At 72.3% G+C, this 22,166-nt stretch carries 21 protein-coding genes and 1 pseudogene; 9 read left to right on the top strand and 13 right to left on the bottom strand.

Going from position 1 to position 22,166, the window contains the following annotated elements; translation table 11 throughout:
- Window positions 1–44: 44 nt before the first annotated feature.
- Both ACFVV1_RS05525 and ACFVV1_RS05520 read right to left on the bottom strand, forming a co-directional pair.
- Window positions 45–1,508, bottom strand: coding sequence for a flotillin family protein (locus ACFVV1_RS05525; RefSeq protein ID WP_389984838.1), 1,464 nt, complete (start codon window positions 1,506–1,508; stop codon window positions 45–47).
- Window positions 1,509–1,578: 70 nt separating this feature from the next.
- Entirely contained in the window at window positions 1,579–2,088 is a 510-nt protein-coding gene (locus tag ACFVV1_RS05520) for a hypothetical protein (RefSeq protein ID WP_389984835.1), read from the bottom strand.
- Window positions 2,089–2,376: 288 nt separating this feature from the next.
- On the opposite strand from ACFVV1_RS05520, the gene ACFVV1_RS05515 reads away from it, so the two are divergent.
- Together ACFVV1_RS05515 and ACFVV1_RS05510 are read left to right on the top strand one after the other, a co-directional pair.
- Entirely contained in the window at window positions 2,377–2,649 is a 273-nt protein-coding gene (locus tag ACFVV1_RS05515) for a DUF1876 domain-containing protein (RefSeq protein ID WP_389984832.1), read from the top strand.
- A gap of 281 nt (window positions 2,650–2,930) precedes the next feature.
- Window positions 2,931–4,571, top strand: a complete 1,641-nt coding sequence (locus ACFVV1_RS05510; protein WP_389985162.1) for a SpoIIE family protein phosphatase — start codon at window positions 2,931–2,933, stop codon at window positions 4,569–4,571.
- 29 nt (window positions 4,572–4,600) lie between these two features.
- On the opposite strand, the gene ACFVV1_RS05505 is transcribed toward ACFVV1_RS05510, so the two are convergent.
- The 6 genes from ACFVV1_RS05505 to ACFVV1_RS05480 all read right to left on the bottom strand — a co-directional run bounded on the left by ACFVV1_RS05505 (window position 4,601) and on the right by ACFVV1_RS05480 (window position 9,763).
- Window positions 4,601–5,449 carry a GNAT family N-acetyltransferase gene (locus ACFVV1_RS05505; RefSeq protein WP_389984829.1) on the bottom strand — a complete coding sequence of 283 codons (849 nt, stop codon included), beginning with the start codon at window positions 5,447–5,449 and terminating at the stop codon, window positions 4,601–4,603.
- A 65-nt stretch (window positions 5,450–5,514) separates the two neighbouring features.
- The gene (locus ACFVV1_RS05500; protein WP_389984827.1) at window positions 5,515–6,120 is read right to left on the bottom strand and encodes a hypothetical protein; all 606 of its coding nucleotides are present in this window, start codon (window positions 6,118–6,120) and stop codon (window positions 5,515–5,517) included.
- Complete coding sequence (locus tag ACFVV1_RS05495) at window positions 6,117–7,415, bottom strand: MAB_1171c family putative transporter (RefSeq protein ID WP_389984824.1); 1,299 nt, start codon at window positions 7,413–7,415, stop codon at window positions 6,117–6,119. Before ACFVV1_RS05495 ends, ACFVV1_RS05500 begins: the two co-directional genes overlap by 4 nt.
- A gap of 42 nt (window positions 7,416–7,457) precedes the next feature.
- Complete coding sequence (locus tag ACFVV1_RS05490) at window positions 7,458–8,078, bottom strand: toxin (protein WP_389984821.1); 621 nt, start codon at window positions 8,076–8,078, stop codon at window positions 7,458–7,460.
- Window positions 8,079–8,084: 6 nt separating this feature from the next.
- On the bottom strand, window positions 8,085–8,546 hold the full coding sequence (locus ACFVV1_RS05485; RefSeq protein ID WP_389985159.1) for a hypothetical protein: 462 nt from the start codon (window positions 8,544–8,546) through the stop codon (window positions 8,085–8,087).
- Between the two features lie 449 nt (window positions 8,547–8,995).
- Window positions 8,996–9,763 (bottom strand): SDR family oxidoreductase, encoded by a 768-nt coding sequence (locus ACFVV1_RS05480; RefSeq protein WP_389984818.1) that lies wholly within the window; start codon window positions 9,761–9,763, stop codon window positions 8,996–8,998.
- A gap of 152 nt (window positions 9,764–9,915) precedes the next feature.
- Between ACFVV1_RS05480 and ACFVV1_RS05475 the strand changes: the two genes are divergently transcribed.
- From ACFVV1_RS05475 to ACFVV1_RS05465, 3 genes are all read left to right on the top strand, one after another.
- Window positions 9,916–10,134, top strand: a complete 219-nt coding sequence (locus tag ACFVV1_RS05475; protein WP_389984815.1) for a hypothetical protein — start codon at window positions 9,916–9,918, stop codon at window positions 10,132–10,134.
- A gap of 57 nt (window positions 10,135–10,191) precedes the next feature.
- Window positions 10,192–10,935: a polyprenol monophosphomannose synthase gene (locus tag ACFVV1_RS05470; protein WP_389984812.1), complete on the top strand. Its 744-nt coding sequence runs from the start codon at window positions 10,192–10,194 to the stop codon at window positions 10,933–10,935.
- Window positions 10,936–11,026: 91 nt separating this feature from the next.
- Window positions 11,027–12,529, top strand: a complete 1,503-nt coding sequence (locus ACFVV1_RS05465) for an alpha/beta hydrolase (protein ID WP_389984810.1) — start codon at window positions 11,027–11,029, stop codon at window positions 12,527–12,529.
- A gap of 387 nt (window positions 12,530–12,916) precedes the next feature.
- On the opposite strand, the pseudogene ACFVV1_RS05460 reads toward ACFVV1_RS05465, so the two are convergent.
- Window positions 12,917–13,543: pseudogene (locus tag ACFVV1_RS05460) on the bottom strand (phosphoribosyltransferase); the annotation flags it as partial.
- 133 nt (window positions 13,544–13,676) lie between these two features.
- On the opposite strand from ACFVV1_RS05460, the gene ACFVV1_RS05455 reads away from it, so the two are divergent.
- Complete coding sequence (locus tag ACFVV1_RS05455; RefSeq protein ID WP_389984807.1) at window positions 13,677–14,486, top strand: HAD-IIA family hydrolase; 810 nt, start codon at window positions 13,677–13,679, stop codon at window positions 14,484–14,486.
- A gap of 43 nt (window positions 14,487–14,529) precedes the next feature.
- Here the strand turns inward: ACFVV1_RS05455 and ACFVV1_RS05450 are convergent, their stop codons facing one another.
- Genes ACFVV1_RS05450 through ACFVV1_RS05440 form a run of 3 tightly spaced genes read right to left on the bottom strand, consistent with a single transcriptional unit; the run spans window position 14,530 to window position 17,881 of the window.
- Window positions 14,530–15,306, bottom strand: a complete 777-nt coding sequence (locus ACFVV1_RS05450; protein ID WP_389984804.1) for an ABC transporter permease — start codon at window positions 15,304–15,306, stop codon at window positions 14,530–14,532.
- A complete protein-coding gene (locus ACFVV1_RS05445) occupies window positions 15,303–16,871 on the bottom strand; it encodes an ABC transporter permease (protein WP_389984801.1) in 1,569 nt (522 codons plus the stop codon). Before ACFVV1_RS05445 ends, ACFVV1_RS05450 begins: the two co-directional genes overlap by 4 nt.
- Entirely contained in the window at window positions 16,868–17,881 is a 1,014-nt protein-coding gene (locus tag ACFVV1_RS05440) for an ABC transporter ATP-binding protein (RefSeq protein ID WP_389984798.1), read from the bottom strand. The genes ACFVV1_RS05445 and ACFVV1_RS05440 overlap by 4 nt, the downstream gene beginning before the upstream one ends.
- Before the next feature lie 181 nt (window positions 17,882–18,062).
- Between ACFVV1_RS05440 and ACFVV1_RS05435 the strand changes: the two genes are divergently transcribed.
- Together ACFVV1_RS05435 and ACFVV1_RS05430 are read left to right on the top strand one after the other, a co-directional pair.
- Window positions 18,063–19,253 (top strand): sensor histidine kinase, encoded by a 1,191-nt coding sequence (locus tag ACFVV1_RS05435; protein WP_389984795.1) that lies wholly within the window; start codon window positions 18,063–18,065, stop codon window positions 19,251–19,253.
- Entirely contained in the window at window positions 19,250–19,936 is a 687-nt protein-coding gene (locus ACFVV1_RS05430; RefSeq protein ID WP_389984792.1) for a response regulator, read from the top strand. The genes ACFVV1_RS05435 and ACFVV1_RS05430 overlap by 4 nt, the downstream gene beginning before the upstream one ends.
- A 32-nt stretch (window positions 19,937–19,968) precedes the next feature.
- On the opposite strand, the gene ACFVV1_RS05425 is transcribed toward ACFVV1_RS05430, so the two are convergent.
- The gene (locus tag ACFVV1_RS05425; protein ID WP_389984789.1) at window positions 19,969–20,766 is read right to left on the bottom strand and encodes a VOC family protein; all 798 of its coding nucleotides are present in this window, start codon (window positions 20,764–20,766) and stop codon (window positions 19,969–19,971) included.
- A gap of 396 nt (window positions 20,767–21,162) precedes the next feature.
- On the opposite strand from ACFVV1_RS05425, the gene ACFVV1_RS05420 reads away from it, so the two are divergent.
- Complete coding sequence (locus ACFVV1_RS05420; RefSeq protein WP_389984786.1) at window positions 21,163–22,113, top strand: ion transporter; 951 nt, start codon at window positions 21,163–21,165, stop codon at window positions 22,111–22,113.
- The last annotated feature ends 53 nt before the right edge of the window (window positions 22,114–22,166 follow it).

The following is a 22,166-nucleotide window of genomic DNA, read 5'->3' as shown; positions in this document are numbered from 1 at the left end:
GGCCGGTGGGGTGCCGGCCGGGCACGAGCGGGGTGTCGGCCGGATCAGTCGGTGATCTCGATCTTCCCGTCGGGAGATGCGGCGGCGCCGCTCGCCGCGTCCTTGGCCTGAGCGGGCGGACCGGCCGACGTCACGGCTGCGGCACCACCCTTGAGGTTCTTGAGCAGGGCTGCCAGGTCGACTCCCGTGGTGGAGCTGAGGAGTTCCATGCCCTGGGCGACGTTGTCCGTGACCGTGCGCGACAACTGGCTGGCGCCGTCCGTGGAGATGACGGTCATCTTGTCGATGGCGCTCAGCGGCTCGGCCGCCTTGGCGACGACCTGCGGCAGCACCTCGACCATCATCTGGAGCACGGCCGCGTCGCCGTACTGCGCGAACGCGTCCGCCTTCTTCTGCATGGCCTCGGCCTCGGCCGCACCCTTGGCCGCGATGGCCGCGGCCTCCGCCTCGCCCTCGATGCGCACGGCGTCGGCGAGGGCCGAACGGTGCAGCTTCTCGCCCTGACCGGTCAGCCGGGAGCGCTCCGCGTCCGCCTCGGCCTCCTTGACCTGGGCGATCCGGCGGGCCTCGGCCTCCTGCTCGGCCTGGTAGCGGGCGGCGTCGGCGGGCTTGCGGACCTTGGTGTCGAGTTCGCGGTCGGTCAGCGCGGCCTGGCGCTGGGCGACCTTCTCCTGCTCCTCCAGGACTTCCTGCTGGCGGGCCGCCTCGGCGAGCGGGCCCGCCGCGTTGGCCTTGGCCGCGGCGGCTTCCGTCTCGGCCTTGATCTCGGCCTGCTTGAGGTAGAAGGTCCGCTCGGCGACGGCGATCTCCTCGGCCGCCTTGAGCCGGGCCTGCTCGGAGGCGCGCCTGGCGATCGCCTCGGCGATGTCCGCCTCCTGCTTGGCGCGGGCGGCCTCGGGCCGGCCGAGGTCTTCGAGGTAGGAGCCCTCGGTGGTGATGTCCTGGATCTGGAAGGCGTCCAGGATCAGGCCCTGCCCGGACAGGCTGGCCTCGGCCTCCTCCGCGACCTGGCCGGCGAACGCGGCACGGTCGCGGATGATGTCCTCGACGGACATCCGGCCGACGATGGCGCGCAGCGCGCCGGAGAGCACTTCCTGGGTGAAGCCGACGATGCCGTTCTGCTGCTGGAGGAAGCGCTGGGCGGCGGCCCGGATCGCTTCCTCGCTGCCGCCGACCTTGACGATCGCGACGCCTTCGAGGTGCGACTTCACCCCGCGCAGGGTGACGGCTCCGCGGACGGCCACCGGGATGTGCCGGCTGGACAGGTCCAGGGTGAACTTCTGCTGGACGAACGGGACGACGAAGACTCCGCCGCCGACGACGACCTTCTGGCCGCTGTTGTCGATGCTGGTGCGGCCGGTCACCGGGTCGGTCGACTTCTTGCCGCGGCGTCCGGTGATGATGAACGCCTCGCTGGGCCCGGCGACCTTGTAGCGGGTGATGACGACGAGGGCGAGCAGTACCAGGAGTACGACGACTCCTATGACTGCGGTCACGACTGGGCTCATAAGGGTGTCCCCCCCTGCCTCCCTGCGGGGACGGCAGCTTGTTTTCGGGTGGTGTATCGGCCGGCGGTGATCAGCGCTCGACGGGGCGGACCGCGACCGAGGTGGTCGACAGCGTGGCCTCCACCCAGATCTCGGTGCCGCGTTCGACCGGCACCGGGCTCTTCGCCGCCAGCTTCACGGTCTGGCCCGCGAGGCGCAGCAGGACCTCGCCGTAGCCGTCGGCCGGGATCGCGGTGACGACCGACCCGGACGTGCCGACGAGATCGTCGCCGCGCGGGGTGGTGCTGGTCTGGTCCCGCATCAGGGCCCGGCTGAACTTCCAGGTCAGCCAGGCCGCGACGATCCCGGCGAGCACCCCGGCGGCGGTCGCGGCGACCGTACCGACGCCGGTGGTGCCGAGCACGATCGCGCCGCCGAAGCCGAGCATCGAGAGGAACCCGGCGATGACGGGGAGAGAGAGGAGGCCGTCGAAGAGGCCGTCCAGTACGCCTCCGAAAAGACCTTCGAGGATGCCGTCGAAGATCAAAGACAGGGCGAGCAGGACGATTCCCGCAATGCCGAGACCGAGAAACAAGGTCACGCGATCACCCTCCCCGATCCACGAATTCCATCGAACTGGCTGGATGATCCCATATACGCCCGGCAACGGATACTGCCGGGTTACGGCAATCTTTTACTCGCTTTTGATGCCGGATGGCTGTCCGGGTTCGGTGCCGGATGGCTGTCCCGGCCGGAGAATCTGTCCACAGCCTGTGGATAAACCTCGAGTTCTCGCCTCACCGGCTGGGCCACGACCGGCCCGGAAGCCGGTCCCGTTCGTCGTGCAGGGGCGGTGGAACGGGAGCACCCTGGTAGAGAGGTGATCGTCATGATGCACACAGCAGTCGGGTGGCATGTGGAGATGGAATTCGAGGAGGACACTCAGCGCACCCGTGCGGCCGCACTGGTGCGGCTTCCGGACGGGGCCGAGGTGCGCGCCCACGGATATGCGAGCCGTCACCCTTCCGACAAGCAGCAGGCAAGGGTCGGCGAGGAGATCGCCGGGGCCAGAGCACTCAATGAGCTGGCGATGAAGATGCTGACGAAGGCGCACGACGAGATCGACGAGGCGTCCGGCCGGACGTCGCACCCGCTCGCCTGAGCCGGGATCGCGGAGCCCCGGGCGTTCACCCGCCCGGGCCCTGTGGGTAGTACACGGACCGTAGGTGTGCCGAGGGGCCGGGCCCCGGGCCCGTCCTGCGGATGAGGACGTGTCGGGGGACGGCTGCGGATGCGCGGCCGGGGTGGGCGGCCGACGATGAAGGGCCGGGCGGCGGGAGGTCCGCGCCCCCGCCCCAGGAGGTTGATGTGCCGGCCGATGCGTACGCCCCCGGCGTCGTGCCGTTCGACGCCGCGACCCTGGCGGCCCTGCTCGGCGACTCCATGGCCGGGGTGGGCGTGCTCGACACGGGGCTGCGCTATGTGTACGTCAACCCGGCCCTCGAACGGATCAACGGCGTCCCGGCCGCCGCACACCTCGGACGCACCGTCGCCGAGGTGCTTCCCGGGGTCGACGCGCGCGAGGACCTGATGCGGGCCGTGCTCGCCGACGGGAAGCCCCGCGAGATCACGTCCAGCGGGTACACCGCTTCCTCCGGGGGCAAGGTCCGGCGGTACTGGCACGGGGCGTTCCACCGGCTGGAGGTCGACGGGCGGGTCGTGGGCCTGGCCGGGATAGTGCTGGAGGTCATGGCCTCGGACCAGGTACGGCGCGAGCTGGAACAGGCCCGGCGGCGCATGACCATGCTCGACATCGCGGCCGCCCGGATCGGCACCACGCTCGACATGGACACCACCTGTGCGGAACTCGTCGACCTCGTCGTGCCGGGGCTGGCCGACCTCGCCACGGTCGAGGTGTTCCCGCCCGACGTCGCCGCTCCGGTGCGCCCCGCACCGCCGGGTGTGCTGCGGCTGCACAGAGCGGCGCTGACAGCGGTGGCCGGACTGCGCGCCCAGCTGCCGGGGTTCGGGCTGACCGGTGAGTACGTCGACTACCAGGAGGGCGCGGCCGTGGCACGCTGCCTGGCGACCAATCAGCCGGTCGTGGAGAACCACACCACCGACGAGGAGCTCAGGCGCTCGGCCCCGGCCCCCGAACGGGTCGCCGCCTACCGTGCCCTCGGGATGCATTCGGCGGTCATCGTGCCCGTCGCCGTACGCGGCAGCCCGCTCGGCGTCCTCGGCCTGATCCGGGCGGGGGACTCGCCACCCTTCACGGACGAGGACGTGGTGATCGCCCGCGAGCTCGCGAGCCGGGCCGCCGTCGATCTCGACCACGCCCGCCGGTACGGCCACGAACACACCATCGCCCTGGAGCTGCAGCGCTCCCTGCTGTCCGAGCCGCACCCACCGCACCCGCACATCGAGGTCGCCACCCGCTATCTGCCCGCCGACCGGAGCGTGATGGTCGGCGGCGACTGGTTCGACGTCATCCCGCTGCGGGACGGGCGGCATCTGAAGGCGATGGGCGATGTGATGGGCCACGGGGTGGAGGCGGCGGTCGCCATGAGCCATTACCGCTCGTTGCTGAGGATGTTCGCCGATGACGATCTGCCCCCGCACCGCATCCTGGAACAGCTGGACCGGATGGTCGAAAAGTCCGGCCTCGACCGGGCGGCGACCTGCCTGCTGGTCGTCGTCGACCGGTTCGGCGGGGCCTGCGAGGTGGCGAGCGCCGGACATCTGCCGCCGGTATTCATCGATCCGGGGACGGCAGGAGCCAGGGTGTGCGACGAGGTACCGGTGGGCCCGCCGCTCGGCACCGGTGTCGGCGGGTACCGGACGGCGCGGCTGAGGCTCGGGCCGGGCACGGTGCTGTTCCTGTACACCGACGGCCTGGTGGAGCGGCGCGGCGAGGACATCGACGTCTCGGTCGGCCGGCTCAGGGAACTGACCCTGCCCGTGAGCGGCAGCCTCGAGGACCTGCTCGACGAGGTCCTCGAACGGTTCGGACCGGGTGCGGAGGACGACATAGCGGTACTCGCCTCGCGCACCCGGCCCCGTACTGCCGGCACCATCGGCTGATCCGGGCCGCCGCCGGAAGGGACGGCACGTCAGCCCAGCTCCAGGCTCGTGATCCCGAAGAGACCGGTGTGGTCGACGTCCGGCGACGGGCCCGTGTACATCCGGGCGGTCTCGAACGACGGGCCGAGGCCCAGCTGTTCCGCGAGGCGCACGGCCGCCGGGTTGATGTCGGGTACGTCGATCGCCACCGGGGTCTGCGGATCGGTGGCCGCGAGCGCGCCGACCAGGGCGCCGGCCACCTCGGGCGACTCCGCGTACACCGGGCCGATGCGGGACGACGTGCGGCAGGGACGCAGCACGGCGAGGCCCCGCAGCTCCCCGTCGCGGACGGCGGCGAGCGAGGTGCGGGCGGGCCCGGCGATCCACGGCGCGAGGAAGCTGTCGCGCTCGGCGGGGAAGAAGCGGCGGTCGTACGCGGCCAGCCGGCCGAAGGGGATGCTGCGGGCATCGACGAGAACGGTGCCGGGCGGGGCGGGCAGGCCGGCGGGCGGCCGGCCCTCGTAACGCATCGTCGTCCAGACCGGACGGAAGCCGGATTTGCGGTAGTTGGGCTGCTGGGCCACCACCCCGTCCAGCCCGACGTTGCGCCCGTCCAGCCGTGCCATGCCGGCCTGCCAGAGCCGGCTGCCGTAACCCTGCCCGCGCAGCTCGGGGCGGGTGAGGTAGAAGCCGAGGAACCCGTGGCCGGAGCCGTAGCGGATCACGGAGACGCAGGAGACCGGATCGCCGTCGAGCCGGCCGGTCAGGAAGCCGCGCGGGTCGGCGGCGAAGAAGGCGTGGCGGTCGGTCAGTCCGGGATTCCAGCCCTCCGCGTGGGCCCATTCGGCCAGCATCGTGAGGTCGTCGGCGCTTGCGGTGGTGATCTCGAAATTCGGCACGGGGCACCTGTACCCGCGGGCGATCGGTTCGACGCCCGCCCCCGGACCGGTCGCCCGCGCCCGGATCACACGAAGAGGAACGCGCCCGCCGTCGCGGCCCCCAGCGACGCACCGGCGACCGTCTGCGCCACCGAGTGGTACCCGAGCGCGACCCGCGACCAGCACACGGCGACCGTCATCGCGTACGCGAGCAGCCACCACGGCGAGTGGACCGCGGCGGACAGCGCGACGACGGCCGAGGCGACCGCGGCGTCCACCGAGATCTTCCAGGCAGTGTTGACGGCGAGGAGGATCACGGTCATCGCCCAGAGGGCGAGCATCGCCACGAGGATGCCGGTGGGGGCGTGGCCCAGGACCATCACCAGCGAACCGGCGCCGATGGAACCGAGGATGACGAAGAAGATCGGTGCCCGCTTGGTGCGGTCGACGACATGGCGGTCGCCCCAGGTGCCACGCCCGCGCTCCCATTCGATGTACCCGGCGGGGACGAGTCCGGCACACAGGGCGCCGAGGAATCCCCAGAGGAGGCCGGTCCAGTGACCGGCGGCGGCCAGGCCGATGCCGAGCATGCCGACCAGCAGGACGTTGCGGGGCTGGAACATGTCGGTGACGGTGCGCGCGGCGCCGGTGCGCGGCGATACGGGGGCGTCGGCGGTGTCGGTGGTGGTCATGCTGTCTCCTCCGGGGTGGGCGTGGGGGTCGTCCCGGTGGCGTCGGCGCTCGCCGCGGACCTGGCGTGTTCCAGCACCGCCTCCGCCCGGTCCTCCGTGACCGTCCGGTACGCGGCGGCCACCCGTACCAGCCAGGCCACCTCGTCGTCCTGGTCGGTGGCGTGCTGGGTCCCGACCGTGGCGGCGGTCGTGGCGGGCGCTCCGGCGTTCCTGGCCCGCAGCGCCGCCTTGATCCAGTACGCGTCGGCGAGCGGTCCGGCCTTCTCGCGGTCGGGGGTGCCCTCCGCGGCGGCGGCCTCGGCGGCCGGGAGCAGCGTGTCGGGGACGTAGTGGCGCAGCTTTTCGACGGCGTCCGCGATATCCGCGGCCCAGCGGTCGACGCGCAGGTCCGCGGGGGTGTCGAAGCGGGTCAGTTCGCGGGCCAGCGAGGCCGGAGGGTCGAAGGGCTGGTCGGGGAAGGCCGTCATCAGCTCGCGCCAGAGGCCGTGCAGTTTGACCTGGGCCCGCCACAGCTTCGCCCGGCGCCTCCCCTTGCTGAGGGCGGGGATGGAGGCGCCCACGGCGAAGAAGGCGAACAGCACCACCTGCGCGGCCTCGGTGACCTCGTCGAACCGGAGGGCGAAGGCCTCGCTCGGGGTGTCGACGACGCTGACCCACAGGAACAGGGTCCGGCTGACGGTGTATCCGACCCCGATGAACATGGCGAAGGTCATCATCCCGAGGCCGACGCGCAGATGACGCGTCCCGGCACCGGCGGTGGCCAGCGCCCACTGGTACGCGCAGACGGCCGACGCGGCACCCAGGTAGAGATAGAACACGCTCATGTACAGCGTGGCGCCCCACTGTCCCGCGTGGTCGGCGACGAAGCGGTCCGAGGGCGCGGACCGGTCGACGACGGTGAAGAACAGCACCGTCAGCAGGATCAGCGTGGCGATCGACGCCTTGGCCGCGACCTGCTGGATGGCGCGGGCGAACCGTACGTGCCGCGGAACGGTTCCGGCGTCGGGGTACCGGCCGTAGATCGCGACGATGTAGCTGAGGATCGCCAGGATCGCGATCGTCGCCGTGTAGTGCTTGATCAGGACGGCGAGGTCGGTGACGGCGCTGTCGTTGAGCGCGATGCGCACGGCCCGGGTCTTGGTCCACAGGGCGGCGGCGAAGCCCGCGTAGCAGCCCCACAGGGCCCGGCGGCGCTTGTCTTCTTCGTCGCCCCACAGAGCGGCCGGCATGCGCCAGAGGGCGACGGCCGTCATCAGGGCCGCTATGAGATAGCCGGCGAGGTCGAGCGGGTTCACGGCGGAATCCTCGGGGGTGGGGGAAAGGCGGGAGGTGCGGTGTCAGGTACGGCGGAACAGGCCGCGGCGGCGGCTGGCGACGGGGCGGGAGAGGGAGTTGGCCAGCCGCCCCACCATGTCGTCGCTCGTGACGTCCCTGGCCATCCGGGGAATGAGCGACGCGCCGAACTCCGCCATGCGTTCGTCGTGGGTGTCGTACTGCGCGCGGGCCTGTACGGTGCCGTCCCCCGCCACGATCGCGTCGGCGATCGAGGCGGCCACCGGCGGCGGGGCGGTGCCGGTGGGCCGCGGCGGGGGGTCGGTTGCGAGGACCCGGCTGATCAGCGAGGTGTCGAAGACCGGCAGCAGCCGCCGGAGCTGTTCCGGGTCGAGCGAGGTGCCGTGGTCGAACCATTCGTGGCACAGCTCGTGCAGGATGACGTGCTGGGTCCGGTAGGCGGTCGGCCGGCGCCGGTAGAGCACGAAGCTGGTTTCGCCGGTCTTCAGCCGCAGACCGCAGGCGGCGTTGACGCGCGCCAGCCGGTCGGGCATCTCGTGCAGCACGATGGTGCGGCCACGGGCCGCCTCCATGTTCGCCACCAGTGCGTCGATGGAGAAAGGTGCGGGGATGGGCAGGTCGGCCAGCCCGGCCTCGCACTCCTTCCGTAGTTCGCGCAGGGACATGGAGACCTACTTCTCCGGCTCGCCATGCGCGGCGGCGCCGCCGCCCGCGCCCTGCCGGCCCCTGGCGTCCTCCAGCAGGGAGAGCGCGAACTGCAGCAGCTCCGGCGGGAGTCCGTCCTCGTCGAGGCCGCGCCCGGCCAGTCCGCTGATCTCCCCCGTACGCCGCTTGGCGAGGAACTGCAGACCGGCGACGACGTCGTCGACGACCTCGGACTCCTCCTTGAAGAACCGCCAGTCGACGCCGAAGCCCAGACCGAGCGCCTTGAGGATGTCCTCGGACGGCTGGGTGACCTTTCCGGCCAGGATGTTGGAGAAGTAGCTGTGCGAGAGGGAGCCGCCGCGCTCCTTGACCAGATCGGCGAAGACCCGCCCCGAGATCTTCTGACCGGGGAACGTCTTCTCCACCATGTACTCGGCCTTCTGCTGCAACGTCCGCAGCTCCGGCGCGCGTTCCTCTCCGCTGCCCATCCGGCCCCCCAGGTGTCCGTCCCCGTCCGACCGGTGCCGCACGGTCTTCGATTCCGTCAACGGGGTCGTACTGTAACGACCCCCGCCGCGGTGTCCTCTGCGCGGGCGGCCGTACGGGAGTGGGCTTGCGTAAACACTCTACGTCACTGTTAACTCGAAAAAACATGGGCAGGGGGCCACGAGGGGAGTCCCCTGCCCGCGAAGTCGACTTGAATAAAAGGGACATGCTCCACATATGAGTGTATGGGTGTAGCCCTTCACGACGGGGGATGCGTGAAGGGCTACCCGTTCATTATGACCGCTGGTCAGGTCGGCATCAACTGACCGCACAGTCAGTGGGACGACGGGGCTGAGGAAAACCGGAAGTTCCGGACGTGCGGTGCGCGTTCGGCGATCCGGACGGAGCCGGGTCGGCCGTGCGCCGACGGTGCGGGTCCGCCCCTCTTCCGCTACCGCCCGCCCGCGACCCGCAGCACCGCCCCCGTCACGTAGGACGCCTCGCTCGACAGCAGCCACGCGATGGCGGCCGCGATCTCCGGGGCCGCTCCCGGGCGGCGGAGCGGGATGCCGGACGCGGCCGCGGTCGCGCGGTCGGGGTCGCCCGCGGTGGCGTGCATGTCGGTGTCGATCATTCCGGGCGCGACCGCATTGACCCGGATGCCGTCGGGCCCCAGTTCCTTGGAGAGTCCGATCGTCAGGGCGTCCGCCGCCGCCTTCGTGGCGGCGTAGTGGACGAAGTCCCCGGGGCTGCCGAGGGTGGCGGCGGCCGAGGAGACATTGACGATCGCGCCGGAGCCGGTGGCCGTCATGTCCCTCGCGGCCCGCCGGCAGCACAGCAGACAGCCGAGGAGATTCACGTCGAGGACCCGGCGCAGCGTCTCGGTGGACGTGTCGACGAGCCGGCCGAGCGGGCCCGTCACCCCCGCGTTGTTGACGAGCCCGGTGACCGGGCCGAGCTGTGCGGCCGCGGTGTCGAAGAGCCGTTCCACATCGGCCTCCACGGCGGTGTCCACCCGCACCGTGACACAGCGCGCCCCCGCGGCCCGCACCGCCGCCGCGGTCCGCTCGGCGGCCTCGGCGTCGTGCACGAAGCCCAGGGCGAGGTCATGCCCTTCGGACGCCAGCCGGACACAGGTGGCGGCACCGATGCCGCGACTGCCGCCGGTGACGACCGTGACGGGGCGCGACGACGCAGGAGCGGTGTTGCTGACGGCCACTGGAGGAACCTCTCACTCTCGGGTCATGTGTGCACGTCGCATCGTACGGAGAGCGCCTGCCGTTGGAGTGGCGCCCGGCGGGCCGCCGGCGTGGTGTGCGACGGGGCGGCGCTCCCGTGCCTAGGGTCGGCGGCTGACGGACCGCTGCCGGCGTGGAACGGGTCGAATCGCCCGGGACCGGCGGCGGTTCCTCCCCAACGGCGTTCCCCTGCCACCGCCTCGCATCGCGGTGGCAGGGGACGCCGACCGACGCTGCGTTCGCGCTGTGCCAGTCCTCCAGCGAGGCGCTGCTCGGCCGGTTCGGTTCGCGTCCGCTGCTCACGGCCGCCGTCGCGTTCGTCACCGCGGGCGCCTTCCCCGGCGGATGCTAGGCTCGCGCGATCCTGCGCAGAGAACGACGCAAAAGAGCCTCAAGCGGACATGGGGGAATGGCCGTGGAGAAGACCTCACCGAAGACCGTGGTGGTCGTGCCCACCTACAACGAGCGGACGAACCTGCCCGTCCTCGTGGATCTCCTGATGGATCTGGGCCTGCCGGACCTGCACATTCTCGTGGTGGACGACAATTCGCCGGACGGTACGGGCGAGGTCGCGGACAAGCTCGCGGCCGGCACCGCCGGGGTGGTCGGTGTGTTGCACCGCAAGGAGAAGGACGGGCTGGGACGCGCCTACGTGGCGGGGATGACGCGTGCGCTCGCCGAGGGCGCGGACGTGGTGGTCCAGATGGACGCGGACCTCTCCCACCCGGCGTCCAGGCTCCCGGTCATGATCGAGACGCTGTTCGCCGAGGACGCCGCCGTGGTGATCGGTTCCCGCTACGTCGCGGGCGGTTCCCTCGCCACGGAGTGGCCCTGGCACCGCAAGGCGCTCTCCGCATGGGCGAATTTGTATGTGAACGCGATCCTGCGGCTGGGGGTGAAGGACGCCACCGCGGGTTTCAAGGCCTGGCGGGCGTCGACGCTGAAGGCGATCGATGTGTCCTCGGTCCGCAGCAACGGCTATTCCTTCCAGGTGGAGATGAACTACCGCACGTTCACACGCCACTTGAGGATCGTCGAGGTGCCGATCCGGTTCGAGGAGCGGGTCGAGGGCGAGTCGAAGCTCGGCCTGGGCGTGCAGATCGAGTCCGCCATCGCCCCGTGGAAGCTGCTCTTCGGCAGGAAAAGCCGCTGAGTGACCGGGAGTTGGCCCGGGGGCTAACCCCACCGCGTACCGGCATGCCTCCCGGATGGGCTGCGGCGTTCGGCTCAACAAGGCTTGCACCATGACGACTTACCGCAGATCTGTCACGTTCCTCGCCCTGTCCATCACCGCTGCCGCCACCGCCCTCACCGGGGCTGTGACCCCGCCGGCCCACGCCGAGGGTGCCGTGCCCGCACTCGACTGGCAGCCCTGTGCCGCGTCCGGCGGCCCCGCCGCGCAGGAGTGCGCCGAACTGCCCGTACCGCTCGACTACCGGAACCCGGACGGCCCGCGGATCGGCCTCGCGGTGACCCGGCTGCGCAGCGACCGCCCCGCGGCCCGGCGCGGGACTCTGCTGGTGATCGCCGGCGGCCCGGGCGGGTCGGGGGTGCAGCGGGTGACGCAGAAGGGGGCGCAGCTGCAACAGGAGACCGCGGGACAGTACGACATCGTGAGCCTCGACCCGCGCGGGGCCGGCGGCAGCGCGAAGGCGAGCTGCGGGCTCGCCCCGGAGGACCGTGAGCTGGTGAACCTGCGGTCCTGGCCCGCCGCCGACGGCTCGATCACCGAGAACACCGAGCGGGCGCGACGGGTCGCCGAGGCGTGCGCCCGCAACGGGGGCGAGCGGCTGCGGAGCCTCACCACGGCCAACGAGGTACGGGACATCGACCGCTTCCGGCAGGCGCTGGGCGAGGAGAAACTGTCGGCCTGGGGGACCTCGTACGGCACCTACGTGGGCGCGGTGTACGCGCAGAAGTACCCGCAGCACACGGACCGTTGGGTGCTGGACAGCAGCGGTGACCCGGATCCGTCCCGCGTCGCGCAGGGGTGGCTGGCGAACATGGCGGTGGGCGCGGACGACCGGTTCCCCGACTTCGCGCGATGGGCGGCGGACCCGGCCCGGGAGGCGGAGGGGCTGCGACTGGCGAAACAGGCCGAGGACGTACGGCCGTCGGTCCTGGCGCTGGCGGCGCGACTGGACCGTGAGCCGAAGGAGTCCACCACGGCGGGCGTCCCGCTGACCGGCAACCGGCTGCGGCAGGCGCTCCAGAACGCCCTGTACGACGACGACGCCTTCGCCGAGTTGGCGGGGCTGATCCGGGCGGCCCGGGACGCCTCCGCGAAGCCCGTCCTGCCCGCCGGGCTGGACCAGCCGCTGACGGACCAGGACGCTGCGGTCACGATCGGCGTGGTCTGCAACGACGTGCACTGGTCGGGCACGCCGTCGTCGTACCGGCGCGCCGTGGCCGACGACCGCGTGAAGCACCCGCTGACGGCCGGGATGCCGGTGAACATCACGCCGTGCGCGTTCTGGAAGGACGTGCCCGTGGAGCAGCCGGCCAGGATCACGGACGAGGGGCCGTCCAACATCCTGATGATCCAGAACCTCCGCGACCCGGCGACCCCGTACTCCGGCGCCCTGAAGATGCGCGAGGCCTTCGGCGACCGGGCCCGCATGGTCGCGGTCGACCACGGTGGACACGGTGTCTACCTGGGCAACGGCAACGCGTGCGGCGACAGCACGGTCACCACGTTCCTGACGACGGGAACGCGGCCGGAACGGGACACGTACTGCGCGAACTGAGCGCGCGGAGCGGGGGCGGACCGGGGCGCGGAGCGAGCAGGCGGACCGAGCGGGCTTCCCCCGCTCCCCCTGTCCCCGCCCCCGCTCCCCCCTACGACGCCGAGCGCCAGCCCCGCAGCCAGTCGGTCGCCCTCGCCGCGCGCCGGGCCGGGCGGATGGGCGGGCAGCTGAGCGACCCGATGGCTGTCGCCCTGCGCGACACCGCGCTCCGGCCGGCACCGTCGGGCGTCACGGTCCGCGCGATCCTGCGCCACGCCGCGTGGACGCCGCCGTCGCTCGGCCCGCACCACGGGAACCGAGCACCACGGGAACCGGGACGGCCGCCGGCCCGGTGCCGCCCGTCCCCGTCCCTCAGTCGGTGCCGGGCGTCATGTGCCCGCGCTGCCTGGCCTGTGCCAGCAGGGAGATGACCTCCGCGTCGGAGGTCTGCCCGAAGTCCCGGTACCACTCGCCGACGGCGTAGAACAGGCGCGGCATGGACAGACACACCACGTCGTCCGCGCTCTCCCGCAGTCGGTCGACCGCGTCCGGCGGCGCCACCGGTACGGCCGCCACGATGCGTGCGGGGTGCTGTGCCCGTACCACCCGGCAGGCGGCCTCGGCCGTGGCGCCGGTCGCGATGCCGTCGTCCACGACGATCACGGTCCGGCCCTCGACCGGTGTCCGCGGCCTGCCCGCGCGGTACGCCTGCGCCCGCCGCGCGAGTTCCGCCGCCTCGACGCGTTCGATCGCCGCGAGATCCTGCTTCCCGACCCGGATCTGGCTGACGACGTCCTCGTTGAGGACGCGTACGCCGCCCTCGCCGATGGCTCCGAAGGCCACCTCCTCGTGGTGCGGCACACCGAGCTTGCGGACCACGATCACATCGAGCTCGGCACCTAGTGTCTGCGCGACCTGGAAGGCCACCGGGACTCCGCCGCGGGGCAGGCCCAGCACGACGGGGCTCTCCCGCTCCAGCTCCCGGAGCGCCTCGGCCAGCTGCTGTCCCGCGTCCGTACGGTCGGCGAACAGCACGGCGGTTCACCCCCAACCAGGGGAGAAAGGGACGGCACGGGTACGTGCACGGGTACGTGGGTGTCCCCTTCGCTTCCCTTCTTCGAAACAACCCCAAGTGCGGCGGGCGCGCAACTCGGGCAGGGTCGGTTGCATGGAAGGAATCGGAGCGGTCCTGATCGACATCGACGGTGTCCTCACGGTGTCCTGGAAGCCGCTGCCCGGCACCGTGGCGGCCATGGAACGGCTGCGCGAGGCCGGGCTCCCGCTGGCACTGGTCACCAACACCACCTCCCGCACCCGCGCCTCGATCGCCGGGAAACTGGCCGGCGAGGGTTTCCCCGTCTCGGCCGACGACATCCTCACCGCCCCCGCCGTCACCGCCGCCCACCTGCGGGAGCACCACCCCGGCGCCCGCTGCCTGCTGATCAACACCGGCGACATCCGGGACGACCTGACGGGCGTGACACTCGTCGACGAGCACGCATCCGGTCCGGCTCACGGCGACGAGCCGGACGTCGTCGTCCTCGGCGGGGCCGGGGACGCCTTCACCTACGCGGCGCTCAACCGCGCCTTCCGCCATGTCCGGCGCGGCGCCCGGCTCGTCGCCATGCACCGGAACATGTACTGGCGCACGGCCACCGGCCTCGACCTCGACACCGGAGCCTTCCTCCTGGGGCTGGAGCGGGCCGCCCGCGTCGAGGCGGAGATCACCGGAAAACCCGCCGGATCGTTCTTCGCCGCGGCCCTGGCCCACCTCGGTGCCACCCCGTCCCGGACCCTGATGGTCGGCGACGACATCGAGTCCGACGTCCTGGCGGCCCAGCGCGCCGGGCTCACCGGCGTACTCGTCAGAACCGGCAAGTACCTCCCCGAGACCCACCGGGCGGCCACCGGCACCCCGGACCACGTGATCGACTCCTTCGCCGATCTGCCGGCCCTGCTGGAGCGGCTGGGGGCGTGACGGCCGGCGCGGGCGCCCGCCCCCACGCGCCCGCGCCCCCCCCTCACGCATCCCGCAGCCGGAACACCGCCGCCCCCGCCAGCAGCGCCGCTCCCGCCCAGGCCGCGAGGACGCCGAGGCCCGGCCAGGGGGCGATCGGCAGGGTGTCCAGGTTCCGGGTGGCCTGGACCGCCAGGCCCGCCGACGAGGGGGCGAGCTCCTGCAGGCGCTCCCGCCAGGTCTCGTCGGCGACCATCAGCGCCACCACGGGAAAGGCGTACAGCAGCCCGAGCACGGCCGTGATCGCGCCGGCCGTGTCCCGTACGACTGTCGCCGTCCCCAGGGAGAGCAGGGCGATGAGGGCCAGGTAGAGCACCGAGCCCGCGGCGGCACGCAGGGTCGGGAGCTCGGCGAGGGAGAGCGCGGCCGTGCCGAAGCCGTTGCCGGGGAGGAGGAGGCGGCCGGCCAGCAGTGAGCCGAGGACCGCGAGTGTGCCCGCCGCCACGGCGGCCCCGGTGACGACCGTCGCCTTCGCGGCGAGGACCCGGGCGCGGCCGGGCACCGCCGCCAGCGTGACGCGGATGGTGCCCGTGCCGTACTCGCTGCTCATCGCCAGCACCGCGAGAACGGCGACCGCCGCCTGGCCGAGCCAGACACCGGTCAGGCAGAGCTTGACCGTGTCCTCGTGGCACTCGGCCGGGGACGGGCACTGGTCGGCCGAGACGGAGCCGGTGGCTGCCGCGCCGAGCGCCACCGTGAGTGCGGCGACGGCGAGCAGCAGCCACCACGTGCTGGGCAGAGTACGGAGCTTCGTCCACTCCGCGTGCAGGGCGCCCCTCATACGTCCCGCCTGCGCAGCCGCCACATGGCGAGGCCCAGGGCGACAGCCGCGTACGCGCACGGCACCGCGAGTCCGGTCCACGGACCCTGCGGGTAGCAGCTGTTCTCGGGCAGGCAGACGGTGCTCACGAAGTCGTATCGCGGTGTCGTCTGCTGCACGGCGAACCCGGCGAGCGGCGTCACCTTCATCACCCAGTGCGCCGTGCCCACGGGCAGCCCGGCGAGCAGGACCATCGGCAGTACGAACACCACCACGATCAGCGTCACCGCGGCGGCCGTGTTCCGCAGCAGTGCGCCCACGGCCAGCGCCAGCACGGCGACGGCGGCCAGCAGCAGAGCGGTACCGAGGACGGCACGCAGCACCGGGCCGTCGGTGAGCGCCGCTTCGGGGTACGACCCGGGGTTGGGTCTGTTGTTCCGCAGTGCCGGTTCGGCGAGCAGGAAGGAGAGCACGGCGGCGAGCAGCCCGGTCAGGAAGGCGATTCCCGCGAGTACGAGAGCCTTGGCGGCGAGCATCCGGCCCCGGCGGGGGCCCGCCGTCAGCGTCATACGGATCATGCCCCGCCGGTATTCGGCGGTGATGAACAGCACCCCCAGCGCAGCCAGCGGGATCAGTCCGATCTGGGCCCCGCTGAGGGACCGTTGGGTGAGATCGACGTCCGGGGTCAGGGGGCCGATCTCGCCGGAGCCGGTCAGGGTCCAGGTGCCGGAGGTCCGCGCCGAGCGGTCCGGGCTCCCGGCGGCCCTGGTGGGATCGGCACCGACCCGGTCCTGGTGCCAGGTGCCGGTGCCTCGGTCGGTGCCGACGACCGCGCTCCGGTCGCCGTCGGCGGCCGTGCCCCGGTCGCTGTCGACCGTGATCCGGTCGAAGGAGGCGGTGACCTCGGACGGGCCGCCGCCGACGGAGGTGGAGCCGAAATGCCTCTGCACGGTGACGAGTTCGGGTGTGGCTACGAAGAGGCCCGCCTGGACGGTCTCCGGCAGCCCGGCCGGGGTGGCCCTGCCGACCTCGGCCCACTTCTTGCCGTCGGCCGACTCGGACGCGGTGAGTACGCTGCCGGAGCGGGTGAGCCGCAGCCAGCGTGGTTCGGTGCCGGAGGCGCTGCTGCCTGCCGTGTCGTGGGTGAAGTCCGACTGGAGCCGGACCCCGTGCGCCGGTGTGAGCATGACGGCCGCGTACGGCGATCCCGGCTCGGTACTCGCCTTGAGGATGACCCCGGCCTTGGCCCAGGGTGCGATGTGCCCTTCGCGGCCGGTGAGCGGTGACACCCGGGCCGTGATGCTGCCGTCGCCGGTCAGCCGCTGGTGGACGAAGGGGAAGCTGTCGGTGACGGGGGTGCCGTCCGGGCCCTTCGGTGGTGGCGGCGGACTGCCGTTGACGTCGAAGCTGCCGCTGAGGGCGGAGAGCAGCGAGACGAAGACGGTGATCACGACGGCGGCGAGCAGCGTGAAGCTCCACCGGCGCACGCTGCGGGCCTTGGTCCACTCGGAGCGCAGAAGCTGCGGGAATCCGTCGCGTGCGGGCGGCAGTTGGGAGCGGTAGGGGGTGACGGTGGGGGCGGTCATGGGGTCAACTCCTCGCCGTCGCGGGCGGTGGCGGCCGGGACCTCATCCGTGGCCGGAAACCCCTCCGCGGCCGGAAACCCCTCCGCGGCCGGAAACCCCTCCGCGGCCCGGAACTCCGCCGCGTCGCGGGTCAGTTCCATGTACGCCTCCTCCAGCGTCGCCCGGTCGGAGCCGACTTCGGAGAACGGCACCCCGGCCGCGCCGAGCAGCGCGGTGATCCGTTCCGCGGGCAGGCCGTTGACGGTCAGCGAGTCCGGCCCGTTGGCGGCGACGGTTCCGCCCTCCCGGGCCAGGAGCGCCATGGCGTCCGTACGCGCGGAGGTGCGCAGCGCGACCCGGTCGCCGGATGCGGCGGCCAGGAGTCCGGCCACGGAGGTGTCGGCGATGAGCCGGCCGCGGCCGATGACCAGCAGATGGTCGGCGGAGTCCTGGAGCTCGCTCATCAGATGGCTGGAGACCAGCACCGCACGGCCCTCGCGGGCCAGCGCTCGCAGCAAGCCGCGGATCCACCGGATGCCCTCCGGGTCGAGCCCGTTGACCGGTTCGTCGAGCAGCAGCACCGGCGGGTCGCCGAGCAGCGCCGCCGCGATCCCCAGCCGCTGCCGCATGCCCAGCGAGTAGGTGCCCGCCCGCCGCCGCGCCGCCGACGCGAGACCGACCTGTTCCAGCACCTCGTCCACCCGTCGGCCCGGCAGCCCGTGCGTGTGCGCCAACCACAGCAGATGGTCGCGGCCGCGTCGGCTCGGGTGCACGGCCGCCGCGTCGAGCAGGGCCCCGACCTCGGTCAGCGGCCGACGCAGCGACGCGTAGGGCCGCCCGCCGATCAGGGCGTCGCCCGCGTCGGGCGCGTCCAGGCCGAGGAGCATACGCATGGTGGTGGACTTGCCCGCGCCGTTGGGTCCGACGAAACCGGTGACCTGACCGGGGCGCACGGTGAAGGACAGGTCGTCGACGGCGACGGTCTGCCCGAACTGTTTGCGCAGTCCCCGGACTTCGATGGTTGCTGCCACGGTTGTTTCCATAATGCAGAAGGCTAGGGAAACGGCAGGCCCGCGGTCGTCACGCGACGGAGCGCTCTTCGGCATCCCTTGCACGGGGGACTGCGGCTGCCGGCATCCCTCGCGCAAGGGATGGCGGGGACGACCGGTGAGGGGGACGCCAAGGGACGCCGACGCCGTGACAATGGCGTGCATGAGCGATAGCGCGTGCATGAGCGAAGGAATCATGCGGAAGGCGCGGAGGATTGCCGTCTCGCCCGACGGCCCGGTGGTGTCCGCGGTGGCACTGGGGCTGCTCGCGGCCGTGGAGAGCGCCGTCCGCGCCGCGGCCGGACAGCCGGATCTTCCGCTCACGCTGCCGCTCGCCATACTGCTCGGCCTGTGCACCACGCTGCCGCTGGCGCTCCTGCGCGTCCACCCCGCCACCGCGGCCACCGCCGTCACCGCGGCAAGTCTCCTGGCACTCGCGGGCTACCGGGACCTGACCCTCGCCGGGCTCGTCGCCCAGCTGCTCGCCCTGCACCACCTCGGCAAACGCGGCTCCCGCCGCCTGGCCGTGCTCCTCGTGGTGCCGTACGTCGCGGTGGCGCTCACCGACCCCGACGACACGGTCCTGCGCGTGTACGAGGTGACGGCCGCCGTACTCGCGGCGGCGGCCGTCGCGGACGGCATCGGCCGCCGCACCCGCGCCGAGGCGGTGGCCCGCGACGCCACCGAACGGGCCATCGCGGACACGCTCCTCGAACACGTGGCGCGCGGCGAACGGGCCCGCATCGCCCGCGAGCTCCACGATGTCGTCGCCCACCACATCTCGGTGATCTCCGTCCAGGCGGAGACGGCCCGCCTCACCACCCCCGGCATGCCGGAGGCCGGGGCGAAACGGCTGCGGGACATCGGCGACACGGCACGCACCGCACTGACGGAGATGCGACGACTGCTCGGCGTACTGCGCGAGGACGCGGGCGCACCACCGGTCACCCGGAAGCCCCAGCCCGGCCTCACCCAGCTCAACGAACTGCTGGACGAGGCCCGTGAGGTCGGCGGCGCGGGCGCCCGGCTGATCGTCAGCGGCCCCGTGAGCCCGCTCGACCCGGGCATCGAGCTCACCACGTACCGAATCGTCCAGGAAGCCCTCACCAACGCCCGCAGACATGCGCCCGGCGCGGCCGTGGACGTCGAGCTGCGCTACGCCCCGCAGACCCTGGACCTGCGTATCAGGGACAACGGCCCGGGACCGGACCGCTCCACCCCCGGCCACGGCCTGCTCGGCATGCGCGAGCGCGTCGCGGCGGTCGGCGGCGAACTGCGCGTGGGCCCGGCGCCGGGCGGCGGCTTCCTCGTCGAAGCACGGCTCCCCGTCGACACGAAGGAGGCCCTGCGATGACCGCGACGACCACACGGATCGTCGTCGTGGACGACCACGAGGTGGTGCGCGCCGGATTCGCCGGGCTCCTGGACACCCAGCCGGACTTCATGGTGGTCGGGACGGCGTCCGACGGGGCGGAGGCGGTACGCGTCTGCGCCGAACAGCGCCCCGACGTCGTGCTGATGGACGTCCGGATGCCGGGCACGGACGGCATCGAGGCCACCGCGCGGATCCGGGCCGCCGTCCCGGACGGCGGCGGCCCGCGCATCCTCATCCTCACCACGTTCGACCTCGACGAGCATGTCTACGACGCGCTGGCCGCCGGGGCGGGCGGCTTCCTGCTGAAGGACGTCACCGCGGAGCGTCTGTTCGACGCGGTACGCGTGGTCGCCACGGGCGAGGCCCTGCTCGCGCCCACCGTCACCCGCCGCCTCATCGGCGAATTCGCCCGCCTGCGCCGCAAGGCCCCGGCCGCGCCGACCGCCCCGCTCACCGCGCTCACCCCGCGTGAGACGGAGGTACTGCGCCTGATCGCCGAGGGCCTGTCCAATCCGGAGATCGCCGCCCGGCTGGGCGTCAGCGAGGAGACGGTCAAGACCCATGTCAGCCGCATCCTGAACAAACTCGGTCTGCGCGACCGCACCCAGGCGGTGGTCGCGGCGTACGAATCCGGTCTGGTGGTGCCGCGGACCGGGAGGTGAGCCGGGGCACGGACGCGTGGCCCCGGACCACGTCAGGACACCGGGGACGTCCTGGGCACCTCGCCCTCGGTCGTGTTGACGTCGATCACGGAGAACGCCGCGCCCTGCGGGTCCGTCAGTGCGGCGAAGCGGCCGAAAGGAATGGTCATCGGGCCGAACCGCAGGACCGCGCCGCGCTCGGTGGCCTTCGCGACGGCCGCGTCGCAGTCCGGGACGGTGAAGTACACATTCATGTACGGCGGCACCTCGGGCGGGAATTCGTCGCCCATCTTCATCCGCCCCATGACCGTCTTGTCGCCGAGGTTGAACATCCTGAAGTCGACGTGCTCGTCCTCCATCTTCACCACGCTGTACGGGAAGACGGCGGGGAAGAACGCATCGGACTTCTCGGGCTCCCGGGTGAACACCTCGGCCCAGCAGTACGCACCGGGCACGCGCTGGGCCTCGAAGCCCTCATGGGTGCCCGCCTGCCACACGCCGAAGGTGACACCGCTGGGGTCGCGGGCCAGCAGCATCGTGCCGAACCCGCCGACCTCCATGGGGTCCATCAGCGTCTCGCCGCCGTTCTGACGGATCTTCGCGGCGGTGGCGGCGGCGTCCGGCGAGGCGAGGTAGAGACACCAGGCCGGCTGTCCCTCCTGGCCGGGCATCGGGGGCACGACGGCGGCGACCGCCTTGCCGCCGGCGTACGCCTGCGTGTAGTTGCCGAACTCCGTCGAGGACTCGCCGAACGTCCAGCCCAGCACATCACCGTAGAAGCTCTTCGCGCCATCGAGGTCGGGGAACATCGCGTCGGCCCAGCACGGGGTGCCCTCCGGTTGTACAGCCATGACGTCGACTCCTTCGTCTTCTTCGTACTCGCGTGTACTCGTGCTCGGTGGGTGGTACGGCTCTTCACGCTAGCCAGCCCACCGGTTCCCCGCGCGCCGGACGCGGGCCGCCACACCGACGGCGTACCGGTACGAGCCCCGTACCCCGGCAGCCGCACGAGGCGCTGAGCCCCCGCGCCGAGGTGGGGCACACGGGTGAGTGAGCCCCACCGACGCCCCTCGCGCGCCGGGAGGAGCAGGCGGAGGCCGCTCGTGCGCCACCGCGGCCGGCCCGCCCTCGGCGCCCGGTGCGAGGCCCGTGACGACGCCCTTTAAGATCCACTTCTGTTGGCGAGCGGCAACGAGCGGCAACCGGTCTGCGGGGCACCGTACTTCTGCGAGGAAACGAATCACACCATGTCCGAACAGGTCGCCGCTCACTTACGGCGTGAGATCGCCGTACGCAGCCGTCGCGTCGTGGACTCCTCGGCCTTCGCCGGCACCGTGTTCTGCCTCATCGTGACCAACGCGGCGCTGCTGGGAGTCGAGACGTACAGCGGCGTCGTGCAGCAGTGGCACGACGTCCTCAAAGTCACGGAGCACGCCTTTCTCGCCGCGTTCACCGCAGAGCTCCTGCTCCGTGCCGCGGCCCACGCCGACCGGCCCCGGGACTTCTTCCGCGACCCCTGGAACGTGTTCGACGTACTCGTCGTCGCCCTGGCCTTCCTGCCGTTCGCCCGCGAGAACGCGACGGTGCTCCGGCTCCTGCGGCTGGCCCGGGTGCTGCGCGCCGCGAGGTTTCTGCCCCAGCTGCGCATCGTGATCGTGGCGGTCGGCAAGAGCCTCCCGGGCACGTTGAGCTTTCTGCTCGTCGGGGCGCTCCTGCTCTACGTGTACGCCATGGTCGGCTGGGTCTTCTTCGCCGGCGACAATCCCGAGCGCTTCGGTTCGCTCGGCCGCGCCGCGCTCACCCTCTTCCTCCTCATCACCCTCGACGGCCTCGGGGACGCGGTCCGCGCGGCCCTGGAGATCTCCCGCTGGACGATCCTCTACTTCGCGTCGTTCGTCCTGCTCGGCTCCTTCCTGCTCGTCAACCTCCTCATCGGCGTCGTCATCAACTCCCTCGAAGAAGCCCGCGAGTTGGAGAAGGAACGCGAGCTGGAGGAGAGCGCGCGGGACGCGACGCCCCCGGGACCCCGGTTGCCTCCCGCCGACACCGCCGAGGCGCTCCGGGCGCAGATCGACGCCGCTCGCCGGGCCCTGGACTCCATCGAGGCGAACCTCGCGGAGACCCGGCACCCGTGCGGCTGCCGAGGTGCGGGTGAGGGAGAAGGGGATCTCGTGGCGGCCGGGGAGCGCGGTCCGTAGGCCGGTCCTCGCCCTCGCGTCGTCGGCCGCCGTCGGATCACGGCCTCACCGGG

This window comes from Streptomyces sp. NPDC058092 (genome assembly GCF_042884935.1).
Lineage (GTDB): Bacteria > Actinomycetota > Actinomycetes > Streptomycetales > Streptomycetaceae > Streptomyces.
Note: the sequence above shows the minus strand (reverse complement) of the source record. Positions and strands in the feature narration are given on the sequence as shown.